This window comes from Pseudomonas sp. PB103, assembly GCF_009764635.1.
Lineage (GTDB): Bacteria > Pseudomonadota > Gammaproteobacteria > Pseudomonadales > Pseudomonadaceae > Aquipseudomonas.
The window spans coordinates 1-21847 of sequence record NZ_RWIL01000096.1; the positions used below are offsets into that span (position 1 = coordinate 1).

The following is a 21847-nucleotide window of genomic DNA, read 5'->3' on the forward strand; positions in this document are numbered from 1 at the left end:
GCAGCTCCTACATGGGATGTGTTTCCTGTAGGAGCTGCCGAAGGCTGCGATCTTTTTGTTTTCAAGCGTTAAGCGATATCGCGCAACTCACGGCGCAGGATCTTGCCCACCGGCGTCATCGGCAACGACTCACGCAGCACGATGTGTTTCGGCACCTTGTATGCGGTGAAATTCTCTTTGCAGTAAGCCTTCAACTCTTCAAGGCTGACGCCGGTCTCCCGCGCTACCACAAACAGCTTCACCGCCTCGCCCGAGCGCTCGTCCGGCACGCCGATCACCGCGCAGTTGGCGACTTTCGGATGGGCCATCACCACGTCTTCGATCTCGTTCGGGTACACGTTGAAACCGGAGACGATGATCATGTCCTTCTTGCGATCGACAATCCGTACAAATCCGTCCGGATCGATCACCGCAATGTCGCCAGACTTGAACCAGCCGTCGGCATCCAGCACTTCGGCGGTGGCTTCCGGTTTGAGCCAGTAGCCTTTCATGATCTGCGGGCCCTTGATGCACAGCTCGCCGCGCTCGCCCATCGGCTGCTCGACGCCGTCATCGTTGATGACTTTGAGCAAAGTGCCCGGTACGGGCAGGCCGACCGTGCCGAGGCGCGACTGGTCGCCATACGGATTGGTGCAGGCCACCGGCGAGGTTTCGGTCAGACCGTAGCCTTCGGTGATGCGGCAACCGGTCATCTGCTCCCAACGCTCGGCGGTGGCTTTCACTAGCGCAGTGCCGCCGGAGTTGGTGAGTTTCAGGCTGGAGAAGTCCAGGGTCTTGAAATCCGGGTGCTCCATCAGTGCGACGAACAGCGTGTTCAAACCCAACAGTGCCGAGAAACGCCAGTTCTTCAGCTCTTTGATGAAGCCGGCAATGTCGCGCGGATTGCTGATCAGTACGTTGTGGTTACCGGAGACCATCATGCACATGCAATTCGCGGTGAAGGCATAGATGTGGTACAGCGGCAGCGGCGCGATCATCACCTCCTGACCTTCGCGCAGCAGTGGCTGACCGTCCGGCCCGAGCTGCGCCAGACACGCACGCACTTGTTGCATGTTCGCCACCAGATTGCCGTGGGTCAGCATCGCGCCTTTCGCCAGGCCGGTGGTGCCGCCGGTGTATTGCAGCACGGCGGTGTCGTCGAGACTGACCTTCAACGGCTTGATGCCCAGGCCACGGCCCATGCGCAGCGCGCTCTTGAAGGAGATCGCTTGCGGCAGCGAATACTCCGGGACCATTTTTTTCACTTTGCTGACCACGGTGTTGACCAGCCAACCCTTGGCGGTGGACATCAGGTCGCCCATCTTCGCTTCGATCAGGTACTGAATGTCGGTGTCAGGCAGCACTTCCTGGACTTTCTGGCCGAACATGTTCAGGTAAACCAATGCGCGCGCGCCGGAATCCTTGAACTGGTGACGCATCTCCCGCGCGGTGTACAACGGGTTGGTATTGACCACAATCAGCCCGGCGCGTAACGCACCGAACACCGCAATCGGGTAATGCAGGACGTTGGGCATCTGCACCGCAATGCGATCGCCCGGCACCAGATCGGTGTGCGCTTGCAGGTAACCGGCGAAGGCGGCGCTCTGGCGTTCGAGTTCAGCGTAGGTCAGGGTCACGCCCATGTTGCTGAACGCCGGGCGATCCGCGAACTTCTTGCAGGAACGTTCAAACACCTCGATCACCGACTTGAACTCGCCCATGTCGATGTCCAGCGGTACGCCGGCCGGGCGCTTGTCGTTCCAGAAATCAGGTTGCATTGTTCTTGTCCTCTTTACCTGAGCCGATCCGGGCCGCTTTCTGTCATTTCTGAAAAAGCGGAGCTTCACGGACACTAGCAGTTATGGCCATTGAGGCAAATACGGGCAAAGCCGTCATTGATCGTGTGAATCTTCGTGCCGTGGCGTGGGCTGATCAGACGCGCTATACAATGTGCCGACTCAGAGCAAAGGAATCGCCATGACCCACGACACCCTATGGCTGGACGCGAGTGACCGCAGCCGCCTGTACGTCAATCGCTGGCTGCCTCGCGCGCCGCTCAAGGCGGTGGTTCTGCTGGCCCATGGCATGGCGGAACACAGCGCTCGGTACGCGCGTTTGGCCGACACGTTTTGCGACAAAGGATATGGGGTGTACGCCGCGGATCTGCGTGGGCATGGCAAAACTGCCGATCATGGGACGCTCGGGCATTTCGCCGATGAAGACGGCTGGTGCAAAGTCCTCGGTGACCTCGCCAGCCTCAATCAGCACATCGGCCAACAACATCCCGGCGTGCCGATCATCCTGCTCGGCCACAGCATGGGCAGCTATCTCGCCCAGGGTTATCTGCTGCACCACAGCGCCAGCCTGCATGGGGCAATTCTCAGCGGTTCGAATTTCCAGCCGGTGGCGCTGTATGGCGCGGCGCGGCAGATCGCCCGGCTGGAAAAACTGCGGCAGGGCGGCAAGGGTCGCAGTGCGCTGATCGAGTGGTTGTCGTTCGGCTCGTTCAACAACAAGTTCAAGCCGGTGCGCACACGGTTCGACTGGCTGAGCCGCGACCCGGCCGAAGTCGATCGATACGCCGCCGACCCGCTGTGCGGCTTCCGTTGCACCAATCAGCTGTGGATCGACTTGCTCGGCGGCTTGCAGCAAATCAGCAAAGCGTCCAATCTCGCCCAGATCGACCCCGGCCTGCCATTGCTGGTGATCGGCGGCGAATGTGATCCGGTGAGTGACGGCAAGCGTCTGACAGATCTGGCCAACGCATTGCGCACAGCCGGCAGCCAGAACCTGCAACTGCAGATCTACCCGCAGGCGCGGCACGAATTGTTCAACGAAACCAACCGCGACGAAGTGATCGCCGATGTGCTGGCCTGGATTGATCAGGTCCTGAGCCATCCGCGCCCTCACCGCAGCGAATAAATTTTTTGTGGATTGATTTGATCCATCAGAGGAATCAAGACCGATGACCCAGGTTACCAACATCCCTTACGAAGCCCTTGAAGTCGGCCAGACCGCCAGCTACAGCAAGACCGTCGAAGAGCGTGACATTCAGCTGTTCGCCGCGATGTCGGGCGACCACAACCCGGTGCACCTGGATGCCGAGTTTGCAGCGGCCAGCATGTTCAAGGAGCGAATCGCGCACGGCATGTTCAGCGGCGCGCTGATCAGTGCCGCAGTGGCGTGCGAGCTGCCTGGGCCGGGCACTATTTATATCGGTCAGCAGATGAGCTTTCAGAAGCCGGTGAAAATCGGCGACACGCTGACCGTGCGACTGGAAATTCTTGAGAAGCTGCCGAAGTTTCGTGTGCGTATTGCTACTCGCGTGTTTAACCAGCGTGATGAGTTGGTTGTGGATGGCGAGGCGGAGATTCTGGCGCCGCGCAAGCAGCAGACGGTGACGTTGCCTACTTTGCCGACCATCAGCATTGGCTGATTGAAAAGATCGCAGCCTTCGGCAGCTCCTACAGGGGAATGCGTTCACTGTAGGAGCTGCCGCAGGCTGCGATCTTGTGCTTTCAAAACACCCATAAAAAAACGCCAGACTAGCTGGCGTTTTTTGTTACTGGCGTACGCTTACGAGCGTGCGCGAGCTTGGTTACGCAGGGCTTTCACCTGGTCGTGGTTGCGCTGTACGCCGTGGTATTGGCGCTCAACCAGATCACGAATGCCCACCAGGTTGTGCTTGTTGATTTTCTCGATGGCTTCACGATAAGCCTTCAGGGCGTGGTCTTCACCGCGCTCGGCTTCGTTCAGTACAGCCTCTTCGTCTTTGCCGGTGAACATGGCTTTGACGTCGACCCAGCGACGGTGCAGGTCACCGCTGACGCTGGTAGAAGTTTCCGGATCACCGCCCAGCTTGCGAACCTCGGCCTGCAGCTCAGCTGCAGCGGTGGCGCAATCGGCAGAGCGGGTCACGAACAAGGTTTTCAGTTCTGGGTGCTTGATGTCTTCGGCGCAAGTCTTGAACCCTTCCTGACCGTCCTTGCAGGTTTCAATCAGGTCATTGAGTACAGAGATGGCTTCTTTATTAACGTCGGTCATTTTTCAATTCCTTGCGATCGGTGGAAGATGCAAGGGATATTGCAGTGTGCGTGCCAGCTTTTTCAAAACCAACAAACCCTTATAAATCAGCAACTTAAATACAATTGAACTATCTGTATTGCGGTTATTTGCATGATCTGTCATTTGGCCTGCATGCAGAATGCCTGTATTTTCCAAGCTGATTTGAAGCCAGACGATCTCATTGATGAATCCCGAAAAACTCGAACTGCTGATCACCCGCGAAATGCCCTTCGGCAAATACAAGGGCCGGATCATTGCCGACCTGCCGGGGCCTTACCTGAACTGGTTCGCCCGCGAAGGTTTTCCCCATGGCGAACTCGGTGGCCTGCTCGCTTTGATGCAGGAGATCGACCACAACGGCTTGTCTGACTTGCTCGAACCGCTACGCGCCAAACATGGCAAACCTGCCCCGCGCCACTGAAGCGCCCTCCTCTATAGAGCCAGCCGCCATGCCTGACAACACCCGCCGCGCCCGTGACGAAGCCTTCTGGCGGACGTTTGCCGACCGATACGATGTGCAACCCGGTCCCGTGAACCTGGAGAACGGTTACTTCGGGCGTATGTCGCGCACGGTGATCGAGGAGTATCAGCGCAACATCGAGCTGATCAACACCAGCAATTCGGTGTACGTGCGCCAGCGTTTTGAGCAGCACGACAATCTCGATATCCGCGCACAACTGGCCGAGCTGATTGGTGTGCGCGCGCAAAGCGTAGCGTTCACGCGCAATGCCACCGAAGGTTTGCAGTCGCTGATCCGCAACTACAACCGCCTGCAGCCGGGTGATGAGGTGCTGATCTGCGACCTGGAGTACGACACGGTCAAGGGCGCCATGCGCTGGCTGGCCAAGCATCGCGGCGTCGAGGTGATCGAGATTGCCCACACCCATCCGGCGAGTTTCGACAGTTTGCTGGAGGCGTACCGCGAGGTATTTATCGGCCATCCGAAACTCAAGCTGATGGCCCTGACCCACGTTACCCACCGCACCGGGCTGGTGATGCCAGTGCAAGCCATCGCCGCGCTGGCCAAGGAGTACGGGGTCGACGTCATCCTCGATGGCGCCCACGCCCAGGGGCAGATCGAGTTCGATTTAGAGGCGCTGGGTATCGCCTTCGCCGGCTACAACCTGCACAAGTGGATCGGCGCACCACTGACCCTCGGTTTCCTCTATATCGCGCCGCAACGCCTGGCCGACATCGATCCCGACATGGGCGAGATGCATTACCCGATCAATGACATCCGCGCCCGCACCTCTTACAGCACACCGAACATTCCGGCGCTGATGACTCTGCCGCTGGTGTTTGAGGAACATCGTTCACTCGGTGGCGCTGCGGCCAAAGGCGCACGACTCAACTACCTGCGCAACCTGTGGGTCAGCGCCGTGCGGCACTTGCCGGGCATCGAAGTGCTGACGCCGGACGATCCACGTTTGTATTGCGGGATCACCGCGCTGCGTTTCAGCCGCCATGACGATCAGCAGGCCATGGCCGAGCGCCTGCTCAATGATTTCAATCTGTTTACCGTGGTGCGCAACGGTGCTGCGTGCGGGCCGTGCATCCGCATCACCCCTGGGCTGACGACCACCGCTGGCGACATGCAACTGCTGACCCGCGCGCTGAACGAACTGCGCTGATTGCGCTAGACGGTATATTTGTCGAAGTCCTCGGGTTTGATCTGCGAGGACGCGGCAAACGTGTCGATGCCGATCGTCAGGTGGCCGAAGAAACCGTCCTCGTGGGAATCGCGGCCGATCGGCCAGACCGTCAAGGTCGAGGCCTCGCCGCCCATGTCGGCATAAATGCTGTCCTGCGCATTGTTCAGCGCCGTCGTTGCCCGGCCGCGATAGGCTCTGGCATTGAGCACCGAGCGCGAGACGACTTCGGGAAAATACAGCTGCCCGACCCAGGCCACGTTACGTTCTTCGAGAAACTCGTTGCCACTGACGATGCGCACCGCGACATGAATGTGCAGCGCACGACCGGCGTAGAAGCCCGGATAGATCGTGGTGAAACGCACCCTGCCCTTGTGATCGCAAAACTGGCTGCCGCGCAGATACGTGTCATCGTCGGTGCGCGGGATCGAGCCGATGTCGTCGGAGTCGACTTCAAGGTCCGGGTTGATCCGGCTCCAGCCCGAATACGCACCCCGCGCGTTGCAATGCCAAATGTCGACCAGCGCCCCACTGACCGGCTCACCGGTCATTGCATCGACGATGGTCAGGCGCAGCAGCAGCGGCAAGCCGTCAGCGCCTTCGCTGATGTTGCGACGCAACAGTTGCGGGTTACGGAAATACGGCCCGGCGATCTGCTCGGGGGCCAGTTGATATACCGGGTTCGGTGAGGCTGATGCGGCGTCTCGATCCATGACACGTTCTCTCTTCCATAAGATGAACGCAGATTAGCGCCACGCAAACGCCTGTGTGCGGTAACTATGTATCGCGTCGTAACTCCGGACTGCGATCTTTTGGCGTCGCCATTTGAAAGCAAGATCAAAAGATCGCAGCCTCGTTGCCATGTAGGAGCTGCCGCAGGCTGCGATCTTTTGATGTTGGCTTTTCTGCGGGCAAAAAAAACGGTGCGCCGACCGAGCGCACCGTAAAGCCGTAGAACACACAACGAAGTGTTTGGTATCAATCAGTCCAGCAGCGCCAACGCTTCGGCGGTGCATTCCTGAATGCGCGCCCAGTCGCCGTTCTTGATCCACTCTGGATCAAGCATCCAGCTACCGCCCACGCACATGACGTTTTTCAGCGCCATGTAGCTCTTGATGTTGGCCGGGCCGACGCCGCCAGTCGGGCAGAATTTCACTTCGCCGAACGGGCCGCCGAGGGCCTTGATTGCCGCCACGCCACCGCTGACTTCAGCCGGGAACAGCTTGAAGCGGCGATAACCCAGACCGTAGCCTTCCATGATGCCGGAGGCGTTGCTGATGCCCGGCAACAGCGGAATCGGGCTGTCGACGCTGGCTTCCAGCAAATCACGGGTGATGCCCGGGGTGACGATGAATTGCGAACCGGCCGCTTCTGCCGCTGCGAGCATGTTGCGATCGAGTACGGTGCCGGCACCGGTCATCAGTTCCGGACGCTGCTCGCGCAGGATCTGGATGGCCTTGAGGCCGAACTGCGAACGCAGGGTCACTTCCAGCGCGGTCAGACCACCGGCGGCCAGGGCGTCGGCCAATGGCAGCACGTCCTGTTCGCGAGCGATGGTGATCACCGGCAGGATCCGCGCCTTGGCGCAGAGGCTGTCGATCAGGGCAACTTTGTCCGCCATGGAAACGGTCGGGGATGGGGTTGTCATAGCGGCTGTTCCTTGGCTCATGGGCACCAGTAAATCTCTAACGTAGGTTGCAGAAACGCGCGCACCGGCATGGCGGCAACGTCGTCGGATGCCAGCGCGGCATTCAGGGTGGTCAGCTTCGACTGACCGGAAATCGACAGAATCTTGTGCTTGGCCGACGCCAGCAGCGCACGGCTCATGGTCAAGCGCTGACGCGGCACGCTCGGCGCCAGCATCGGCCAGCAACGACGGGTGCCATCGGCCTGCAAGGCTTCGGTCAGGTTCGGGCTGTCGGGGAACAGCGACGCCGTGTGGCCGTCATCGCCCATGCCCAGCACCAGCACGTCAATCGGCGGCAACTCGGCGAGCAAGCGATCAGCCTGTTCGGCCGCCTGTTCGACGTTGGCCGCCGAGCTATAAAGGCTGAGCAACTGCGCCTTGGCCGCCGGGCCTTTGAGCAAGTACTGCTTGAGCAAACCGGCATTGCTGTCGGCGTGTTCAACCGGTACCCAACGCTCGTCGGCGAGGGTTACGACGACCTTCGACCAGTCCAGATCCTGCTTGGCCAGGTGCTGGAAAAACGCCACCGGGCTACGACCGCCCGACACCACCAGCACCGCGTTGCCGCGTGCCGCAATGGCGTCGCTCAATTGCTTGGCGACATTCAGCGCCAGACCTTCGGCCAACAGCACCGGGCTCTTGAATTCGTGAGCGTTTACGCCCGCAGGCAGTTGCACATCAGATATCGCCATACCACGACCTCCCGTCCCGCGTGATCAATGCAATGGAGCTCATCGGCCCCCACGACCCTGCCGCGTACGGCTTGGGCGCGTCACCGGATTTTTTCCACCCGGCGATCAACTGGTCACACCATTTCCACGCGGCTTCGATTTCATCTTTACGGACAAACAGGTTCTGATTGCCGTTCATCACTTCCAGCAACAACCGCTCGTAGGCATCGGGGATCCGCGCGCTACGCCAGGTGTCGGAGAAATTCAGTTGCAGCGGGCCGCTGCGCAGTTGCATGCCTTTGTCCAGGCCCTGCTCTTTGGTCATCACGCGCAAGGAAATGCCTTCGTCCGGTTGCAGGCGGATGATCAGTTTGTTGCTGATCTGCAAGCGCTGCTCGGGGGCGAAAATGTAGTGCGACGGTTCCTTGAAGTGGATGACGATCTGCGACAACTTTTGCGGCATGCGCTTGCCGGTACGCAGGTAAAACGGCACGCCAGCCCAGCGCCAGTTGCGGATGTCGGCACGCAGGGCAACGAAGGTTTCAGTGTCGCTCTGGGTGTTGGAATTCGGTTCTTCGAGGTAACCCGGTACGGATTTGCCTTCGCTGTGGCCGGCGATGTACTGGCCGCGCACCACTTGCGTGGTCAGGCCTTCCGGGCTGATCGGCGCGAGCGCCTTGAGCACTTTTACTTTCTCGTCACGGATGCTGTCGGCGGACAGGTCGGCCGGTGGGTCCATGGCGATCAGGCAGAGCAGCTGCAACAGGTGATTCTGGATCATGTCGCGCAGTTGGCCGGCCTTGTCGAAGTAGCCCCAACGGCCTTCGATGCCAACTTTCTCGGCCACGGTGATTTCCACGTGGGAGATGTAATTCTGGTTCCACTGGGTTTCGAACAGGCTGTTGGCGAAACGCAGGGCGATCAGATTCTGAACGGTTTCTTTGCCCAGATAGTGGTCGATGCGATAGGTGCGGTTCTCCGGAAAGAACTGCGCCACGGCGTCGTTCACTTTGCGCGACGATTCGAGGTCGGAGCCAATCGGTTTTTCCAGCACCACGCGGGTGTTTTCTGCCAGACCGACTTTCGCCAGGTTCTCGCAGATCGCGCCGTACACCGCTGCCGGTGTGGCGAAGTAGGCAATCATGCTTTGCGTGCTACCGGCCAGTTCGGCCAGCGCCACATAATCTTCGGATTTGAGGAAGTCGACGTGCAGATAGGTCAAGCGTGCCAGGAAACGCTCGGCAACGGCCTCGTCCAACTCTTTGCCTACATAGCGGCGCAGTTCGGCGGCGATGAACGCCATGTGCTGCTGCTGGGAACCTTCTTCACGGGCCAACGCGATGATGCGCGTGTCCTCGTGCAACAGGTCGGCGCCATCGAGGTGGTAAAGGGCGGGAAACAGCTTGCGCAGGGCCAGATCGCCAAGCGCGCCGAACAAGGCAAAGGTGCACGGTTCAACCGTAATCGAAGGCATGATGTTTGTTCTTTTATCAAGTTAAGCTACAAATACCTTTTTTCAAGGCATCACTCAAGGGAAAATGTAGTAATAACCACAACATTTTCGCAAAATACAGATTCCGAGTGGTGGTCGGTCGGAGCCATCAGTAGGATAGGCCACCGTGACGGGCCATATCAAAGGCCCAATTTGCATAGCCCGGCGCACCTTTGCGCAGGTGAATTAGGAATTCCATATGGACCGCGTGCGAAATTTACTGGAACAGATCCAGAGTCGCCTTGAAGACCTGAACAAGGCCGAACGCAAAGTCGCCGAGGTGATCCTGCTCAACCCGCAGCAGGCCACCCGCTTCAGCATCGCCGCCCTCGCCCAGGCGGCGTCGGTGAGCGAACCGACGGTCAACCGCTTCTGCCGTTCGTTCGGTGTCAGCGGCTATCCCGAACTAAAGCTGCAACTGGCGCAGAGCCTGGCCAGCGGCGCGGCGTATGTCAGTCGCGCGGTCGAGGCCGATGACAATCCCGAGGCGTACACGCAGAAAATTTTCGGCAGCGCCATTGCGTCGCTGGACAGCGCTTGTCAGGCGCTGGATCCGAACCTGATCAGCCGCGCCGTCGACCTGTTGATTCAGGCACGGCAGATCCACTTCTTTGGTCTCGGCGCTTCGGCGCCGGTGGCGCTGGATGCGCAGCACAAGTTTTTCCGTTTCAACCTGGCGGTTACCGCGCACGCCGATGTGTTGATGCAGCGGATGATTGCTTCGGTGGCGCACACCGGCGAGCTGTTCGTGATCATTTCCTACACCGGCCGCACCCGTGAACTGGTGGAAGTGGCGCGCATTGCTCGCGAGAACGGCGCTTCGGTGTTGGGTTTGACGGCGGAGAACTCGCCGCTGGCCAAGGCGAGTACCTTGAGCCTGAACATTCCGCTGCCGGAAGACACCGACATCTATATGCCGATGACCTCGCGGATCATTCAGTTGACGGTGCTGGATGTGCTGGCGACGGGGATGACGTTGCGGCGCGGGGTGGATTTCCAGCCGCATTTGCGCAAGATCAAAGAAAGCTTGAATGCCAGCCGGTATCCGGTGGGTGACGAGTTCAACTGATCCGGAATCTTGGCTGACTGATCTATCGCTATCGCTGGCAAGCCAGCTCCCACAGGGTTCGTGCCGAACATTAATTTTGCGGACACTCATAAAACTGTGGGAGCTGGCTTGCCAGCGATGGGGCCAGCTGAGACGACACAAAACTAAGCCGCGGCCCACGCCTGCAAACTCAAATGCGCCTTCTCCCCCGGCGCCAGGTGCAGGCTGTCCGTCCCGCCCGCCGCCGCTTCCACACAGACAAACTCCAGCACTTCATCCCAGCTCACGCCCAGCAACGGTCTTGCTCCCGGATGCCAGACCACCGTGTCGGCACTGTCACCGGTATCGATGCACAACTCGCGCTGCCAGGCGTGATCTTTCAGCTGCAATTCGCCGTCATGCTGGAACACCCGCTGACAACCGCCATCTACCCGCAACTCGCCTTCCTGCTGGCAAGACTGGCGGTTCAACTGGTCATAACCCTGTGCCCCTTCGAGCCCAGACAGCGCTATCTCACCGACATCGCCAATACGCCAATACGCGTGCAAAGCCTGGCTCAACTGGCACGGCATGTCGTCCTGATGCTCGGTGCTCAGACGTAACTCCATGCGTTCGCCAAGGTGCGCGTGCAGATCAACCTGCCAGTCGCACAGTTGCAATTGCCAGTGCAGGCGCACGCCATCGTCGGCGCTGCTGCTGTCGAGCAACTTCCAGTCGAGCAACCGCGCCCAGCCATGTGAAGGCCATGCGTTTTCGCTCGGATGACGGCCGTACCATGGCCAGCACACCGGCACACCGCCACGGATCGCCCCGACATGCGGCCACTTCGCCGCACACCACAACCATGGCTTTTGCCCGCGCGGTTGAAAGTGCAGCAACTGCGCGCCCTGACGACTGAACACCGCCTGACACAGCGGGTGATCGATCACCAACACGTCGCGCATCTGATAGCGCTCCCAGACGAACACCGGTTGTTCACGCAGGGATTTGAAAAAACGTTGTAGCGGATGCTCATGCATGGGCCACGGTCCTGAAAATCATGGGGGTACTTATCAATCCAAAAGCCTTGCACAGCACTTTGTGGCGAGGGGATTTATCCCCGATTGGCTGCGCAGCAGTCATGAAACCAGCAGATGCAGTCTGTCAGTGATATCGCGATTGCAGTGTTTGGGGCCGCTTCGCAGCCCATCGGGGATAAATCCCCTCGCCACAAAAAACTCTCCAGCCACAAAAGTCATCAAGCAACACATCAGACCTGTGTCACAAAAAAAAGCGGACAGCCTTGGCTGTCCGCAAATATGCGCACATAGAGAGGAGCTTATCGCAGACGCGTCAGAACGTAGACTGAATTTTCAGGCCAGCGACCAAAGCGTTGTCCACGTCATCCACACCGCCCGGGTGAGTGATGTATTGCAGGTTAGGACGTACGGTCAGCCAGTTGGTGACGTGGAAGCCGTAGTTGATCTCGTAGTTGTATTCGGTTTCACGAATCGGCGAGAACACCGGATTGTCGTAATCCGACACACCGTTGGACACGTTCAGCAGCTCGGCGTTTTTCTTCACGTCATCGTTGACGTGGATACGTGCCGCGCCGATACCGACGTCATCCTTCGGACGCGCGTCGAACGGGCCTTTGTAGACAAACATCACCGACTGGTAGTTGTCGATGAAGTTGGTGTCTTTGTCGTGGAACGTGGCGTTGGCCGCGATGTTCAGACCACGCGAGGCATCACCGTTGTGGCTGGTGAGTTGCTGTTGCGCGACGAACCAGTAGCCACTTTTGCTGCTGTGAGACTTGTAGGCGTCGCCAGTGGTAGCCGCGTCGAAACCGTTGACGTCTTCGCGAACGTCGTCGGCATCGGCCGTGCTCTTGTAGTAACCGACGCGGTATTCGCCCGGCAGACTGTTGACCTTCGGCGACCAGACCAATTCAACCGGAAGAACGGTACCTTTGGTGCCGCTGCCGCTGAGCTTGAAGCCGTTGCCGTGTTCCAGCTGCGACGGGTTCTGGTTGTATGCGCCGATCTGCGCGTAGAGCTCGTCGTTGATGTTGTACTTCACGCGGATCGCAGCCTGGCTAACCGGCCAGTTGTACCAGATGTTGGTGGCCCAGTTACCCACTTGGGAGCCACAGAACGCCAGGTTCTGGAAGTCGCACGGGAAGGTGTTGAAGTCTTCGCCTTCACCGAAGTAACCGGCCTTGACGTCGAGTTTGTTGTCGAAGAACTGGTGCTGAATCCACAATTGGGTCAGACGCACCATGTGGCCACGACCGTAAACTTCCTGCGAGGAACTGAGGGTGCCGGCACGCGGATCGCCAACGCGGTCGTTGGAAATGTTGTAGCCGTTACGGTTGGTCAGCTGGATCTTCGCCTGGGTGTTATCCCAGCCCCACAGCTTTTGCAGATCGAGTGCCACGCCCAGACCGAACTGGTCAGCGTAACGCGCAGTCTTGTCGTCGTTATAGCCACCGTTCAGGTTGCCCCCGACTTCCCCAACGTAGTCGGCCTTGATGTCGATACCCTGCTCGATCAGCTTGGTCCGCTCGCCACCCCAGTCACCGGTCATCCATTTCGAGTCGGAGCTGAAGGCATCCGCCGCCATGGCGTTACCGGCCAGCACCAATGCCGCCGCAGCTGACACTTGGCAGATCAACCGGGCATTGACGTGTTTCATTTTCATCCCTACATCCTCGTCTTTATTGTTATTAACTGTTTTTATCTAACGCGGTTTACATAAATTGCGATGGATTACAGGCAATCCGCCGCGTGCTCCTTGTGGAATCCAATCCCTGTGGGAGCTGGCTTGCCAGCGATGGCATCGACTCTGTTCCACTGTGAACCGAGTTGCCTGCATCGCTGGCAAGCCAGCTCCCACATGACTGCATTCCAACCTTGATCTGTTTACCGGCCTTTGAATTGGGCCACGTTCGCAGACCGCGCATCGGTCTGCGGTTGGCCGGCAGTGCCGAGGCGCTCGCCGGTCTTGGCATCAAACAACAACACTTTCGACGGATCGAATTGCAGCGTCAGGCTCTCGCCTACCTGCGGTGCCACGTCCGGAGCCAGTCGGCAGCAGACTTTGGTTTCGTTCAAATTGACGAACACCAGCGTGTCCGGTCCGGTCGGCTCGGTGACCTGCACTTCGGCACGAATGCTCGGCAGGCCGTTGCCCTCGCCGTTCGCTAGAACGATCTGCTCCGGGCGCAGGCCGAGAATCACTTCGCGATCTTCGAGACCGGCGTCCTGCATGCTCATCGGCAGCTCGCAACGGGCCTGGCCGCTGTCGAGCAGCGCCAGCAGACGACCGTCCTTGCGTTGAAGGCGTAGCGGGATGAAGTTCATCGGCGGCGAACCGATGAAGCTCGCGACGAACAGGTTGGCCGGGTCGTTGTAGATCTCTTTCGGCGTGCCGAACTGCTGAATGATGCCGTCCTTCATCACCGCCACTTTGTCGCCCAGAGTCATCGCTTCGATCTGGTCGTGGGTCACGTAGACCGTGGTGGTTTTCAGGCGCTGGTGCATCAGTTTCATTTCGGTGCGCATCTCGACACGCAGTTTGGCGTCGAGGTTGGACAGCGGTTCGTCGAACAGATAGATCTTCGGTCGACGCGCCAGGGCACGGCCCATCGCCACACGCTGTTGCTGACCACCGGAGAGCTGACCCGGCTTGCGGTTCAGCAGGTGTTCGATCTGCAGCAGTTTGGCGACACGCGCGACTTCTTCGTCGATTGCCGCCTGCGGCATCTTGCGAATCTTCAGGCCGAATTCGATGTTCTCGCGCACGCTCATGGTCGGGTACAGCGCGTAGGACTGGAACACCATGGCGATGTCGCGATCCTTCGGGCTCATGCCGCTGACGTCCTGATCACCAATCATGATCGCGCCGCCGGTGATGGTTTCGAGACCGGCGATGCAGTTCATCAACGTCGATTTGCCGCAGCCCGACGGGCCGACGAGGATCAGGAATTCGCCTTCCTTGATCGACAGTTCGATGTTCTTCAGGGTGTCCGGCAGGCCGGCACCGTAGGTCTTGTTTACGTTGCGAAGTTCGAGCGTTGCCATGATTACCCCTTGACTGCGCCGGCCGTCAGCCCGCGCACGAAATACTTGCCTGCGACCACATAGACCAGCAGGGTCGGCAGGCCGGCGATCATCGCCGCTGCCATATCAACGTTGTATTCCTTGGCGCCGGTGCTGGTGTTGACCAGGTTGTTCAGCGCTACCGTAATCGGCTGCGAATCACCGCTGGAGAACACCACACCGAACAGGAAGTCGTTCCAGATCTGGGTGAACTGCCAGATCAGGCAGACCATGATGATCGGCGTCGACATCGGCAGAATGATCCGCCGGAAAATCGTGAAGAAACCCGCGCCATCAAGGCGTGCGGCTTTCACCAGCGCATCCGGAATGCTCACGTAGTAGTTACGGAAGAACAGCGTGGTGAACGCCAGACCGTAGACCACGTGGATAAACACCAGGCCGGTGGTGGTGCTCGCCAGGCCCATTTTGCCGAGGGTGAACGAGGCCGGCAGCAGCACGGTCTGGAACGGCAGGAAGCAGCCGAACAACAGCAGACCGAAGAACAACTGCGAACCGCGGAAGCGCCAGAACGACAGCACATAACCGTTCAATGCGCCGATGCCGGTAGAGATGATGACTGCTGGAACGGTGATCTTGATCGAGTTCCAGAAGTAACCGTCAACGGTGGCCCAGGCCTTGACCCAGCCGATGCCGCTGACCACGGTCGGCCAGCTCAACAGGTTGCCGGTGCTGATGTCTTCCGGGGTCTTGAAGCTGGTCAACAACATGACCACCAGCGGCACCAGATACAGGAACACGGCAAAAATCAGCACCGCGTAGATCGCGATGCGACTCAGGCTGATAGCAGGTTTGGCAGCGAAACTAGTCATTGCGCTTGGTCCTCAGCTCGGAATACAGGTAAGGCACGATGATCGCGAGGATCGCGCCGAGCATCAGAATCGCACTGGCCGAGCCCATGCCCATCTGGCCGCGACTGAAGGTGAAGGAATACATGAACATCGCGGGCAGGTCGGAGGAGTAACCCGGACCACCGGCGGTCATCGCCGCGACCAGGTCGAAGCTCTTGATCGCGATGTGCGCGAGAATCATCACCGCGCTGAAAAACACCGGACGCAGGCTTGGCAGCACGACTTTCCAGTAGATCATCGGCATGCTCGCGCCATCGATCTGCGCGGCACGGATGATCGATTGATCAACGCCACGCAGGCCGGCGAGGAACATCGCCATGATGAAACCCGAGGCTTGCCAGACAGCGGCGATCACCAGGCAGTACACCACGCGATCAGGGTCGATCAGCCAGTCGAGACGGAAGCCTTCCCAGCCCCAGTCACGCAACAATTTGTCCAGGCCCATGCCCGGGTTGAGCAGCCATTTCCACGCGGTACCGGTAACGATCATCGAGAGCGCCATCGGGTACAGGTAAATGGTGCGGATAAAGCCTTCGCGACGGATGCGCTGGTCGAGGAACACCGCCAGCAACACGCCGATCACCAAAGTGATGCCGATGAACATACCGCCGAACACCGCGAGGTTTTTGCTCGCGACCCACCAGCGATCGTTGTCGAACAACCGAGCGTATTGCGCCAGGCCAGCCCACTTGTAGTTGGGCAGGAACGTCGAGGTGGTGAACGACAGCACGAACGTCCACAGGATGTAGCCATAGAAGCCCACCAGCACGATGAACATGCTCGGCGCCAGCACCAGTTTTGGTAGCCAGCGCTGCAATGCATCGAACGGCGAGGCCTTGCTGAACACAGCAACAGAACTCATGGGGAAATCCAGTACAGGGAATAAAAACTACAGTGAGATCCCTTGTGGGAGCGAGCTCTGTGGCGAGGGGATTTATCCCCGATCGGCTGCGAAGCAGTCGCAAAACCATTGCATGCGGTGTTTCTGAAACTGCGCCGCTGCAACTTTCTGGGGTCGCTGCGCAACCCATCGGGGATAAATCCCCTCACCACAAAAGCCCGCCCCCACAGGAGAAGCCTGTGCTACCGATGCTTATTTAGCGGACTTGATCGCTGCGCCAAGTTTCTTGGCGGTGTCGGCCGGGTCGGCTTTCGGGTCGTTGATGTAGTTGGTCACGACATCAAAGAACGCGCCTTGCACCGCCAGCGTGGTCGCCATGTTGTGCGCCATGCTTGGTTGCAGGCCGCCGGATTTGGCGTCAGCCAGGAAGTCCTTGGCAGCAGTCTGTGCGCAGGAGTCGAAGCCCAACGCTTCCATGTTGTTCAACATGTCGTTGCGAACCGGGATCGAGCCTTTGTTGATGCTGAAGACTTTCTGGAAGTTTTCACCCAGTACGACTTTGGCGATGTCCTGCTGACCGGCTGCAGTGCCTGCGTCCTTCTGCTTGAACACGGCCAGCGAGTCGATGTTGTAAGTGAAGGCCTTGTCGGTGCCCGGGAAGGCTACGCACTGGTAATCCTTGCCGGCGATTTTCTTCGCGGCAGTCCATTCGGACTTGGCCCAGTCACCCATGATCTGCATGCCGGCCTTGCCGTTGATGACTTTGGCCGCTTCCAGGTTCCAGTCCTGACCTTTGCCGTCGGCGTCCATGTAGGTCGCGACTTTCTTCAGCTCGGTCAGCGCTTTGACCATTTCAGGACCGGTCAGCGCGCCGTTGTCCAGATCAACCAGGGCTTTCTTGTAACCATCGACACCCATGACCGAGAGCACCACGGCTTCGAACACGGTGCTGTCCTGCCAAGGCTGACCGCCGTGCGCCAGCGGGATGAAGCCCGCAGCCTTGAGTTTGTCGCCAGCGGCATAGAATTCTTCGAGGGTGGTCGGGTTCTTGGTAATACCGGCTTTCTTGAAGACTTCCGGGTTGATCCACAGCCAGTTCACGCGGTGAATGTTCACCGGCACGGCCACGTAATCACCGTCGTACTTCACGGTATCGGAGACTTTCTTGTCGAGCAGGCTGTCCCATTTTTCCGACTTGGCGACGTCTTTCAGCACGTCCGTGTCGAGCAGGCCGGTCGACGCCCATTCCTGGATGTCCGGGCCTTTGATCTGAGCAACGCCAGGCGGGTTGCCGGCGACTGCGCGGCTTTTCAGCACGGTCATGGCAGTCGCACCGCCACCACCGGCGACAGCGCCGTCTTTCCAGGTGAAACCGTCTTTTTCGACTTGCGCCTTGAGCACATCAACAGCGGCTTTTTCGCCACCGGACGTCCACCAGTGCACGACTTCGACCGAACCTTTGGATTCGGCAGCGGAAACACTGAGAGGCAGAATTGCGAGCGGGAACAGGGAGGCGACAGAAATGACAGTAGCGAGGCGAGAAATCGCATTCATCTGAGATGTACCTTTCTTGTTGTTATGCATGCAAGTCTGGTGCTTGCGCTGCACAGGAGTTTAAACAGGACGTTTCCCTTCGCAGGTAACGAAGGGACGCGCGAATGTCACCGCATGGTTACACAGGAGAACCCTGAGACAACTGCGCTAAAGCAGTCGCCATACTCGGTGACAAGGGTAGACGAGGGATCAGCACGGCTTGCCAGGCATGATACAGATCGGGCTTGCCCGCCCAGATATCGGCGCTTGGGGTGTTTTGCGGATTGAGTTCGTGGTGCCAGCTGCCGTCGCGACGATCGATGAAGTTCACTTCGCAGAATTCCCAGAACAGCCGGTACCAGCTTTCGTATTGCTCATCGCCGGTGCGTTTGAGCAAGGCACTGGCAGCCGCGCTGGCCTCGGCGTGCGTCCAGTGCAGACGGTGGCGGACCACGGCTTTGTTGCCCCAGTCGAGGGTGTAGACGATGCCCGGCAAACCATCGACGTTCCAGCCGTTGCGGCAGTTGTTCTCAAAGAGTTTCTGCGCGTCGGTCGCCAGCCAGCCGGGGGTGAGCATGCCAGCCTGGACCCGTGCAGCTTCGAGGTGTAACAGCAACCGCGCCCATTCGAAACCGTGGCCCGGCGTGGTGCCGTAGGGGCGGAAACCGTCAGCGGGATTGTCGTGGTTGTACTCGCGCAACGGTTGCCAGTCGCGGTCGAAGTGCTCGATGACCATGTAACCATTGGCGGCAGCGTGACCGTGGATCACCCGCTCGACGATGCGTTGCGCACGCACCAGCCAGCGCGGGTCTTCAGTGACATCGGCCAGTGCGAGGAATGCTTCGGTGGCGTGCATGTTGCTGTTGGCGCCCCGATAGGCTTCTTCTTCACTCCAGTCGCGATTGAAGAACTCGCGCATGGCGCCCTCTTCTTCGCTCCAGAAATAGGTGTCGATGATGTCGATGGCATCATCGAGTAACGCTTGGGCGCCGGGACGTTTGGCGACCACCGCGGAACTCGCGGCCAGCGCGACGAACGCGTGCAGGTAGGCGTTCTTGCCGGTGTTGTCGTCGCGGTGTTCGGCGACCGCAAACCAGCCACCGTGCAACGCATCACGCAACGGCCCACGCAGGGCGGCAATGCCATGATCGACCAGTTCGGCAAAACCCGGCAGGCCCTGAATGTGGGCCATGGCGAAGCTGTGGGTCATGCGCGCGGTGTTCATGGTTTCGGCTTGCGCGTTCGCGGGCAGACGGCCGCGTTCGTCGAGGTTGCCGAAGCCTTGCGGCAGTTTTGCTGCCTTGGCGAAATCCAGCAGGCGCAGGCCTTCGGCGGCGAGCCATTGCTGGTGGGCAGGGGCGTTCAGCCAACTGCTGAAGCCGGGTTGGAAGCGATCCATGGGTGGCCTTTTTTGTTGTTATGACTGCGCGGAGTCTAAACAACGGGCCGGGATGGGCTTGTAACGAAGGGGGCGGGTTTTGTCACTAGCCAGTGACATTGGCAAGAGCAGAGTCAAAAGATCGCAGCCTTCGGCAGCTCCTACAGGGATCAGTGTAGGAGCTGCCGGAGGCTGCGATCTGTTGATCTTCAATCCGCGGAACGCGGCAATTGCAGGGTCACCCGCAACCCACCCTCACGCAAATTCTGCAACGTCACTTCGCCGCCATGACTGTGAGCAATATTGCGCGCAATCCCCAACCCCAGCCCATACCCCTGCTGCTGCCCCGCCAACCGGAAGTGCGGCTCAAACACCTGCTCCAGCCGCTGCTCGGGCACACCCGGCCCTTCATCATCGACATGCAAGACAAACGCGCTGTCATCGTCATCGATGTGCAGATGCGCGTTCTGCCCATACTTCAACGCGTTGTCGATCAGGTTGCCGATACAACGCTTCAACGCCAGAGGCTTGCCCGGATACGCCGCCAGCGCGCGACCATGCTGAGTAACGCGACCATTGCCGTTCGGCGCCAGATACGGCTCGACCAGACAATCCAGCACATGGTTAAGGTCCACCGGCTCGATGTTCTCGTGGATGTCGGTGTCTTTCACGCATTGCAGCGCGCCTTTGACCAGCAACTCCAACTCATCCAGATCGCGGCCGAACTTGGCTTGCAGTTGCTCGTCTTCAAGCAATTCCACGCGCAAACGCAAACGGGTGATCGGCGTGCGCAAGTCATGGGAAATCGCGCTGAACAACTGGCTGCGCTCGGTCAGGTAACGGCTGATGCGTTCGCGCATGCTGTTGAAGGCGCGGCCCACTTCGACCACTTCACTGCCGCCGCCTTCAGCCACCGGCTCGACGTCGGCGCCCAGCGACATGTCCCGCGCGGCCCGTGCCAGGCGCTTGAGCGGTCGGCTCTGCCAGTGCACCAGCACACCGATGAACAGCAGCAGAAAACCGCTGGTGAGGACGATGAACCACACCTGTTGCGACGGCAGGCCTTGTTCTTCGAGGCTGGTGTACGGCTCCGGGAGCAAAGAAGCGATGTACAGCCATTCGCCCGGCGCCATCTGGATTTGCGTGACCAGCACGGGCGGGTTCACCGGCTCGAGGGTCAGCGCGTAATGCGCCCAGGAGCGTGGCAGCTCATCGAGTTTCAGCCCGGCATTGAAGATTCGCAGATCTTCGGGGCTGACAAAGGTCACCGAAATATCGGTGTCATGGCCCAAGGTCTGGCGCAGCACTTCGTCGACCGCTTTCATCACCGCGGCTTTACGCGGCGTAACCGGCAGCACGTCCATGCCCAACGGTTTGTCGTTGAGCGTCACCACGAAGCGGGTGCCGCCCATGCTGCGCAACTGATCGAGCACCAATGGCCGGTAAGCCACCGGCAACGAGCGGAAATAACTGACGCTGGCGGTCATCGAATGGGCGAGGCTGCGGGCGCTAGTGACCAAGCCTTCAAGCTGGGTGGCGCGCAGTTGCGAGACCCAGATCACGCTCGACAGCGTCTGTGCGAACAACACCGCCAACAGCGTCAGCAGCAACATCCGCCCGAGCAGCGAGCGCGGCACCGGTACCTTGGCGGCGAGTTTGCGCAGCGACTCAGTGACCATTGCCGGCAACCACGTTGGCTGCCAGTTGATAGCCGCTGCCACGTACGGTGCGGATCAGTCGTGGCGGTTTTTCCGTGTCGCGCAGACGCTGGCGCAAACGGCTGACGGCCATGTCGACGATGCGATCGAGTGGCATCAGATCGCGGCCCCGGGTGGCGTTGCCGATGGTGTCGCGGTCGAGGATTTCCTGCGGGTGATCGAGGAACAGTTTCAGCAGGGCGAAGTCGGCGCCGGAGAGAATCACTTCTTCGCCGTCGGTGTGAAAGAGACGATGGCTGACCATGTCCAGCCGCCATTCATCGAACGCCAGCACTTCGCTGCCGTTACGTTCCTGGCCGAATTGCGCGCGGCGCAGCAGGGCTTTGATCCGCGCTTGCAGTTCGCGCGGGCTGAAGGGTTTGCCGAGGTAATCGTCAGCGCCGAGTTCAAGACCGATCACGCGGTCGGCTTCGTCAGAACTGGCGGTGAGCATGATGATCGGCACCTGCGCCTGGCGCGGATGCTGACGCACCCAACGGCACAGGCTGAAGCCGTCTTCGTCGGGCAGCATGACATCGAGGATCACCAGATCGCTCGGCGCTTCATTGAGTGCCTGACGGAAACTGGCGCCATCGGCGGTGGCCCGCACCTGAAACCCGGCGCGGGTCAGGTAGGTTTCCAGCAACTCGCGTATTTCCTGGTCGTCATCGACCAACAATATCGACTTGTTGACTGAGCTCACTTCGAAGGCATCCTTGTTGTTGGAATTGGGGCGGATTATGCCTGATGAACCTTGGAGATTTGTTGTCTGTTCTGGCCTCATCGCTGGCAAGCCAGCTTCCACAAGGATCTGTGTCGTTCACAAAACCTGTGGGAGCTGGCTTGCCAGCGATGA

At 59.5% G+C, this 21847-nt stretch carries 20 protein-coding genes; 5 read left to right on the forward strand and 15 right to left on the reverse strand.

Going from position 1 to position 21847, the window contains the following annotated elements; all coding sequences use genetic code 11:
• Positions 1–68 precede the first annotated feature (68 nt).
• On the reverse strand, positions 69–1757 hold the full coding sequence (fadD2, locus tag EJA70_RS16970; protein ID WP_158832178.1) for a long-chain-fatty-acid--CoA ligase FadD2: 1689 nt from the start codon (positions 1755–1757) through the stop codon (positions 69–71).
• A 199-nt stretch (positions 1758–1956) separates the two neighbouring features.
• Here fadD2 and EJA70_RS16975 point away from each other — a divergent pair, with 199 nt between their 5' ends.
• Both EJA70_RS16975 and EJA70_RS16980 read left to right on the forward strand, forming a co-directional pair.
• Positions 1957–2901: an alpha/beta hydrolase gene (locus EJA70_RS16975; RefSeq protein ID WP_008082822.1), complete on the forward strand. Its 945-nt coding sequence runs from the start codon at positions 1957–1959 to the stop codon at positions 2899–2901.
• Positions 2902–2944: 43 nt separating this feature from the next.
• The gene (locus tag EJA70_RS16980; protein WP_158832180.1) at positions 2945–3415 is read left to right on the forward strand and encodes a MaoC family dehydratase; all 471 of its coding nucleotides are present in this window, start codon (positions 2945–2947) and stop codon (positions 3413–3415) included.
• Between the two features lie 140 nt (positions 3416–3555).
• Here the strand turns inward: EJA70_RS16980 and EJA70_RS16985 are convergent, their stop codons facing one another.
• Positions 3556–4023, reverse strand: a complete 468-nt coding sequence (locus tag EJA70_RS16985) for a PA2169 family four-helix-bundle protein (RefSeq protein ID WP_158832183.1) — start codon at positions 4021–4023, stop codon at positions 3556–3558.
• 205 nt (positions 4024–4228) lie between these two features.
• On the opposite strand from EJA70_RS16985, the gene EJA70_RS16990 reads away from it, so the two are divergent.
• Together EJA70_RS16990 and EJA70_RS16995 are read left to right on the forward strand one after the other, a co-directional pair.
• Complete coding sequence (locus EJA70_RS16990; protein ID WP_003227425.1) at positions 4229–4465, forward strand: DUF3820 family protein; 237 nt, start codon at positions 4229–4231, stop codon at positions 4463–4465.
• A gap of 28 nt (positions 4466–4493) precedes the next feature.
• Complete coding sequence (locus tag EJA70_RS16995; protein ID WP_158832185.1) at positions 4494–5675, forward strand: aminotransferase class V-fold PLP-dependent enzyme; 1182 nt, start codon at positions 4494–4496, stop codon at positions 5673–5675.
• 5 nt (positions 5676–5680) lie between these two features.
• On the opposite strand, the gene EJA70_RS17000 is transcribed toward EJA70_RS16995, so the two are convergent.
• The 4 genes from EJA70_RS17000 to zwf all read right to left on the reverse strand — a co-directional run bounded on the left by EJA70_RS17000 (position 5681) and on the right by zwf (position 9525).
• A complete protein-coding gene (locus EJA70_RS17000) occupies positions 5681–6406 on the reverse strand; it encodes an intradiol ring-cleavage dioxygenase (RefSeq protein WP_158832187.1) in 726 nt (241 codons plus the stop codon).
• Positions 6407–6675: 269 nt separating this feature from the next.
• Positions 6676–7341: a bifunctional 4-hydroxy-2-oxoglutarate aldolase/2-dehydro-3-deoxy-phosphogluconate aldolase gene (locus EJA70_RS17005; protein ID WP_016773539.1), complete on the reverse strand. Its 666-nt coding sequence runs from the start codon at positions 7339–7341 to the stop codon at positions 6676–6678.
• Positions 7342–7358: 17 nt separating this feature from the next.
• A complete protein-coding gene (gene pgl / locus EJA70_RS17010; RefSeq protein WP_158832189.1) occupies positions 7359–8072 on the reverse strand; it encodes a 6-phosphogluconolactonase in 714 nt (237 codons plus the stop codon).
• Positions 8059–9525 (reverse strand): glucose-6-phosphate dehydrogenase, encoded by a 1467-nt coding sequence (gene zwf / locus EJA70_RS17015; protein WP_158832191.1) that lies wholly within the window; start codon positions 9523–9525, stop codon positions 8059–8061. The genes pgl and zwf overlap by 14 nt, the downstream gene beginning before the upstream one ends.
• Positions 9526–9751: 226 nt before the next feature.
• On the opposite strand from zwf, the gene EJA70_RS17020 reads away from it, so the two are divergent.
• On the forward strand, positions 9752–10612 hold the full coding sequence (locus EJA70_RS17020) for a MurR/RpiR family transcriptional regulator (RefSeq protein ID WP_171057240.1): 861 nt from the start codon (positions 9752–9754) through the stop codon (positions 10610–10612).
• Between the two features lie 143 nt (positions 10613–10755).
• Here EJA70_RS17020 and EJA70_RS17025 read toward each other — a convergent pair whose 3' ends face one another.
• From EJA70_RS17025 to EJA70_RS17065, 9 genes are all read right to left on the reverse strand, one after another.
• Positions 10756–11610, reverse strand: a complete 855-nt coding sequence (locus EJA70_RS17025; protein ID WP_158832193.1) for a D-hexose-6-phosphate mutarotase — start codon at positions 11608–11610, stop codon at positions 10756–10758.
• 313 nt (positions 11611–11923) lie between these two features.
• Entirely contained in the window at positions 11924–13273 is a 1350-nt protein-coding gene (locus tag EJA70_RS17030; protein WP_008082811.1) for a carbohydrate porin, read from the reverse strand.
• Between the two features lie 221 nt (positions 13274–13494).
• Complete coding sequence (locus tag EJA70_RS17035; RefSeq protein ID WP_123593657.1) at positions 13495–14655, reverse strand: ABC transporter ATP-binding protein; 1161 nt, start codon at positions 14653–14655, stop codon at positions 13495–13497.
• 2 nt (positions 14656–14657) lie between these two features.
• Positions 14658–15503 carry a carbohydrate ABC transporter permease gene (locus EJA70_RS17040; protein ID WP_158832195.1) on the reverse strand — a complete coding sequence of 282 codons (846 nt, stop codon included), beginning with the start codon at positions 15501–15503 and terminating at the stop codon, positions 14658–14660.
• Positions 15496–16404 carry a carbohydrate ABC transporter permease gene (locus tag EJA70_RS17045; protein ID WP_008082808.1) on the reverse strand — a complete coding sequence of 303 codons (909 nt, stop codon included), beginning with the start codon at positions 16402–16404 and terminating at the stop codon, positions 15496–15498. Before EJA70_RS17045 ends, EJA70_RS17040 begins: the two co-directional genes overlap by 8 nt.
• Before the next feature lie 231 nt (positions 16405–16635).
• Positions 16636–17937 carry an ABC transporter substrate-binding protein gene (locus EJA70_RS17050; RefSeq protein ID WP_158832197.1) on the reverse strand — a complete coding sequence of 434 codons (1302 nt, stop codon included), beginning with the start codon at positions 17935–17937 and terminating at the stop codon, positions 16636–16638.
• 118 nt (positions 17938–18055) lie between these two features.
• Positions 18056–19315 (reverse strand): AGE family epimerase/isomerase, encoded by a 1260-nt coding sequence (locus EJA70_RS17055; protein WP_158832199.1) that lies wholly within the window; start codon positions 19313–19315, stop codon positions 18056–18058.
• A gap of 188 nt (positions 19316–19503) precedes the next feature.
• Positions 19504–20973 (reverse strand): ATP-binding protein, encoded by a 1470-nt coding sequence (locus EJA70_RS17060; protein WP_008082803.1) that lies wholly within the window; start codon positions 20971–20973, stop codon positions 19504–19506.
• Complete coding sequence (locus EJA70_RS17065; RefSeq protein ID WP_008082801.1) at positions 20963–21694, reverse strand: response regulator; 732 nt, start codon at positions 21692–21694, stop codon at positions 20963–20965. Before EJA70_RS17065 ends, EJA70_RS17060 begins: the two co-directional genes overlap by 11 nt.
• Between the last annotated feature and the right edge of the window lie 153 nt (positions 21695–21847).

Coding starts and splice junctions, on each gene's coding strand:
- fadD2 (WP_158832178.1), bottom strand. CDS start 1,757: ATGCAACCTGATTTCTGGAACGACAAGCGCCCGGCCGGCGTACCGCTG.
- EJA70_RS16975 (WP_008082822.1), top strand. CDS start 1,957: ATGACCCACGACACCCTATGGCTGGACGCGAGTGACCGCAGCCGCCTG.
- EJA70_RS16980 (WP_158832180.1), top strand. CDS start 2,945: ATGACCCAGGTTACCAACATCCCTTACGAAGCCCTTGAAGTCGGCCAG.
- EJA70_RS16985 (WP_158832183.1), bottom strand. CDS start 4,023: ATGACCGACGTTAATAAAGAAGCCATCTCTGTACTCAATGACCTGATT.
- EJA70_RS16990 (WP_003227425.1), top strand. CDS start 4,229: ATGAATCCCGAAAAACTCGAACTGCTGATCACCCGCGAAATGCCCTTC.
- EJA70_RS16995 (WP_158832185.1), top strand. CDS start 4,494: ATGCCTGACAACACCCGCCGCGCCCGTGACGAAGCCTTCTGGCGGACG.
- EJA70_RS17000 (WP_158832187.1), bottom strand. CDS start 6,406: ATGGATCGAGACGCCGCATCAGCCTCACCGAACCCGGTATATCAACTG.
- EJA70_RS17005 (WP_016773539.1), bottom strand. CDS start 7,341: ATGACAACCCCATCCCCGACCGTTTCCATGGCGGACAAAGTTGCCCTG.
- pgl (WP_158832189.1), bottom strand. CDS start 8,072: ATGGCGATATCTGATGTGCAACTGCCTGCGGGCGTAAACGCTCACGAA.
- zwf (WP_158832191.1), bottom strand. CDS start 9,525: ATGCCTTCGATTACGGTTGAACCGTGCACCTTTGCCTTGTTCGGCGCG.
- EJA70_RS17025 (WP_158832193.1), bottom strand. CDS start 11,610: ATGCATGAGCATCCGCTACAACGTTTTTTCAAATCCCTGCGTGAACAA.
- EJA70_RS17030 (WP_008082811.1), bottom strand. CDS start 13,273: ATGAAAATGAAACACGTCAATGCCCGGTTGATCTGCCAAGTGTCAGCT.
- EJA70_RS17035 (WP_123593657.1), bottom strand. CDS start 14,655: ATGGCAACGCTCGAACTTCGCAACGTAAACAAGACCTACGGTGCCGGC.
- EJA70_RS17040 (WP_158832195.1), bottom strand. CDS start 15,503: ATGACTAGTTTCGCTGCCAAACCTGCTATCAGCCTGAGTCGCATCGCG.
- EJA70_RS17045 (WP_008082808.1), bottom strand. CDS start 16,404: ATGAGTTCTGTTGCTGTGTTCAGCAAGGCCTCGCCGTTCGATGCATTG.
- EJA70_RS17050 (WP_158832197.1), bottom strand. CDS start 17,937: ATGAATGCGATTTCTCGCCTCGCTACTGTCATTTCTGTCGCCTCCCTG.
- EJA70_RS17055 (WP_158832199.1), bottom strand. CDS start 19,315: ATGGATCGCTTCCAACCCGGCTTCAGCAGTTGGCTGAACGCCCCTGCC.
- EJA70_RS17060 (WP_008082803.1), bottom strand. CDS start 20,973: ATGGTCACTGAGTCGCTGCGCAAACTCGCCGCCAAGGTACCGGTGCCG.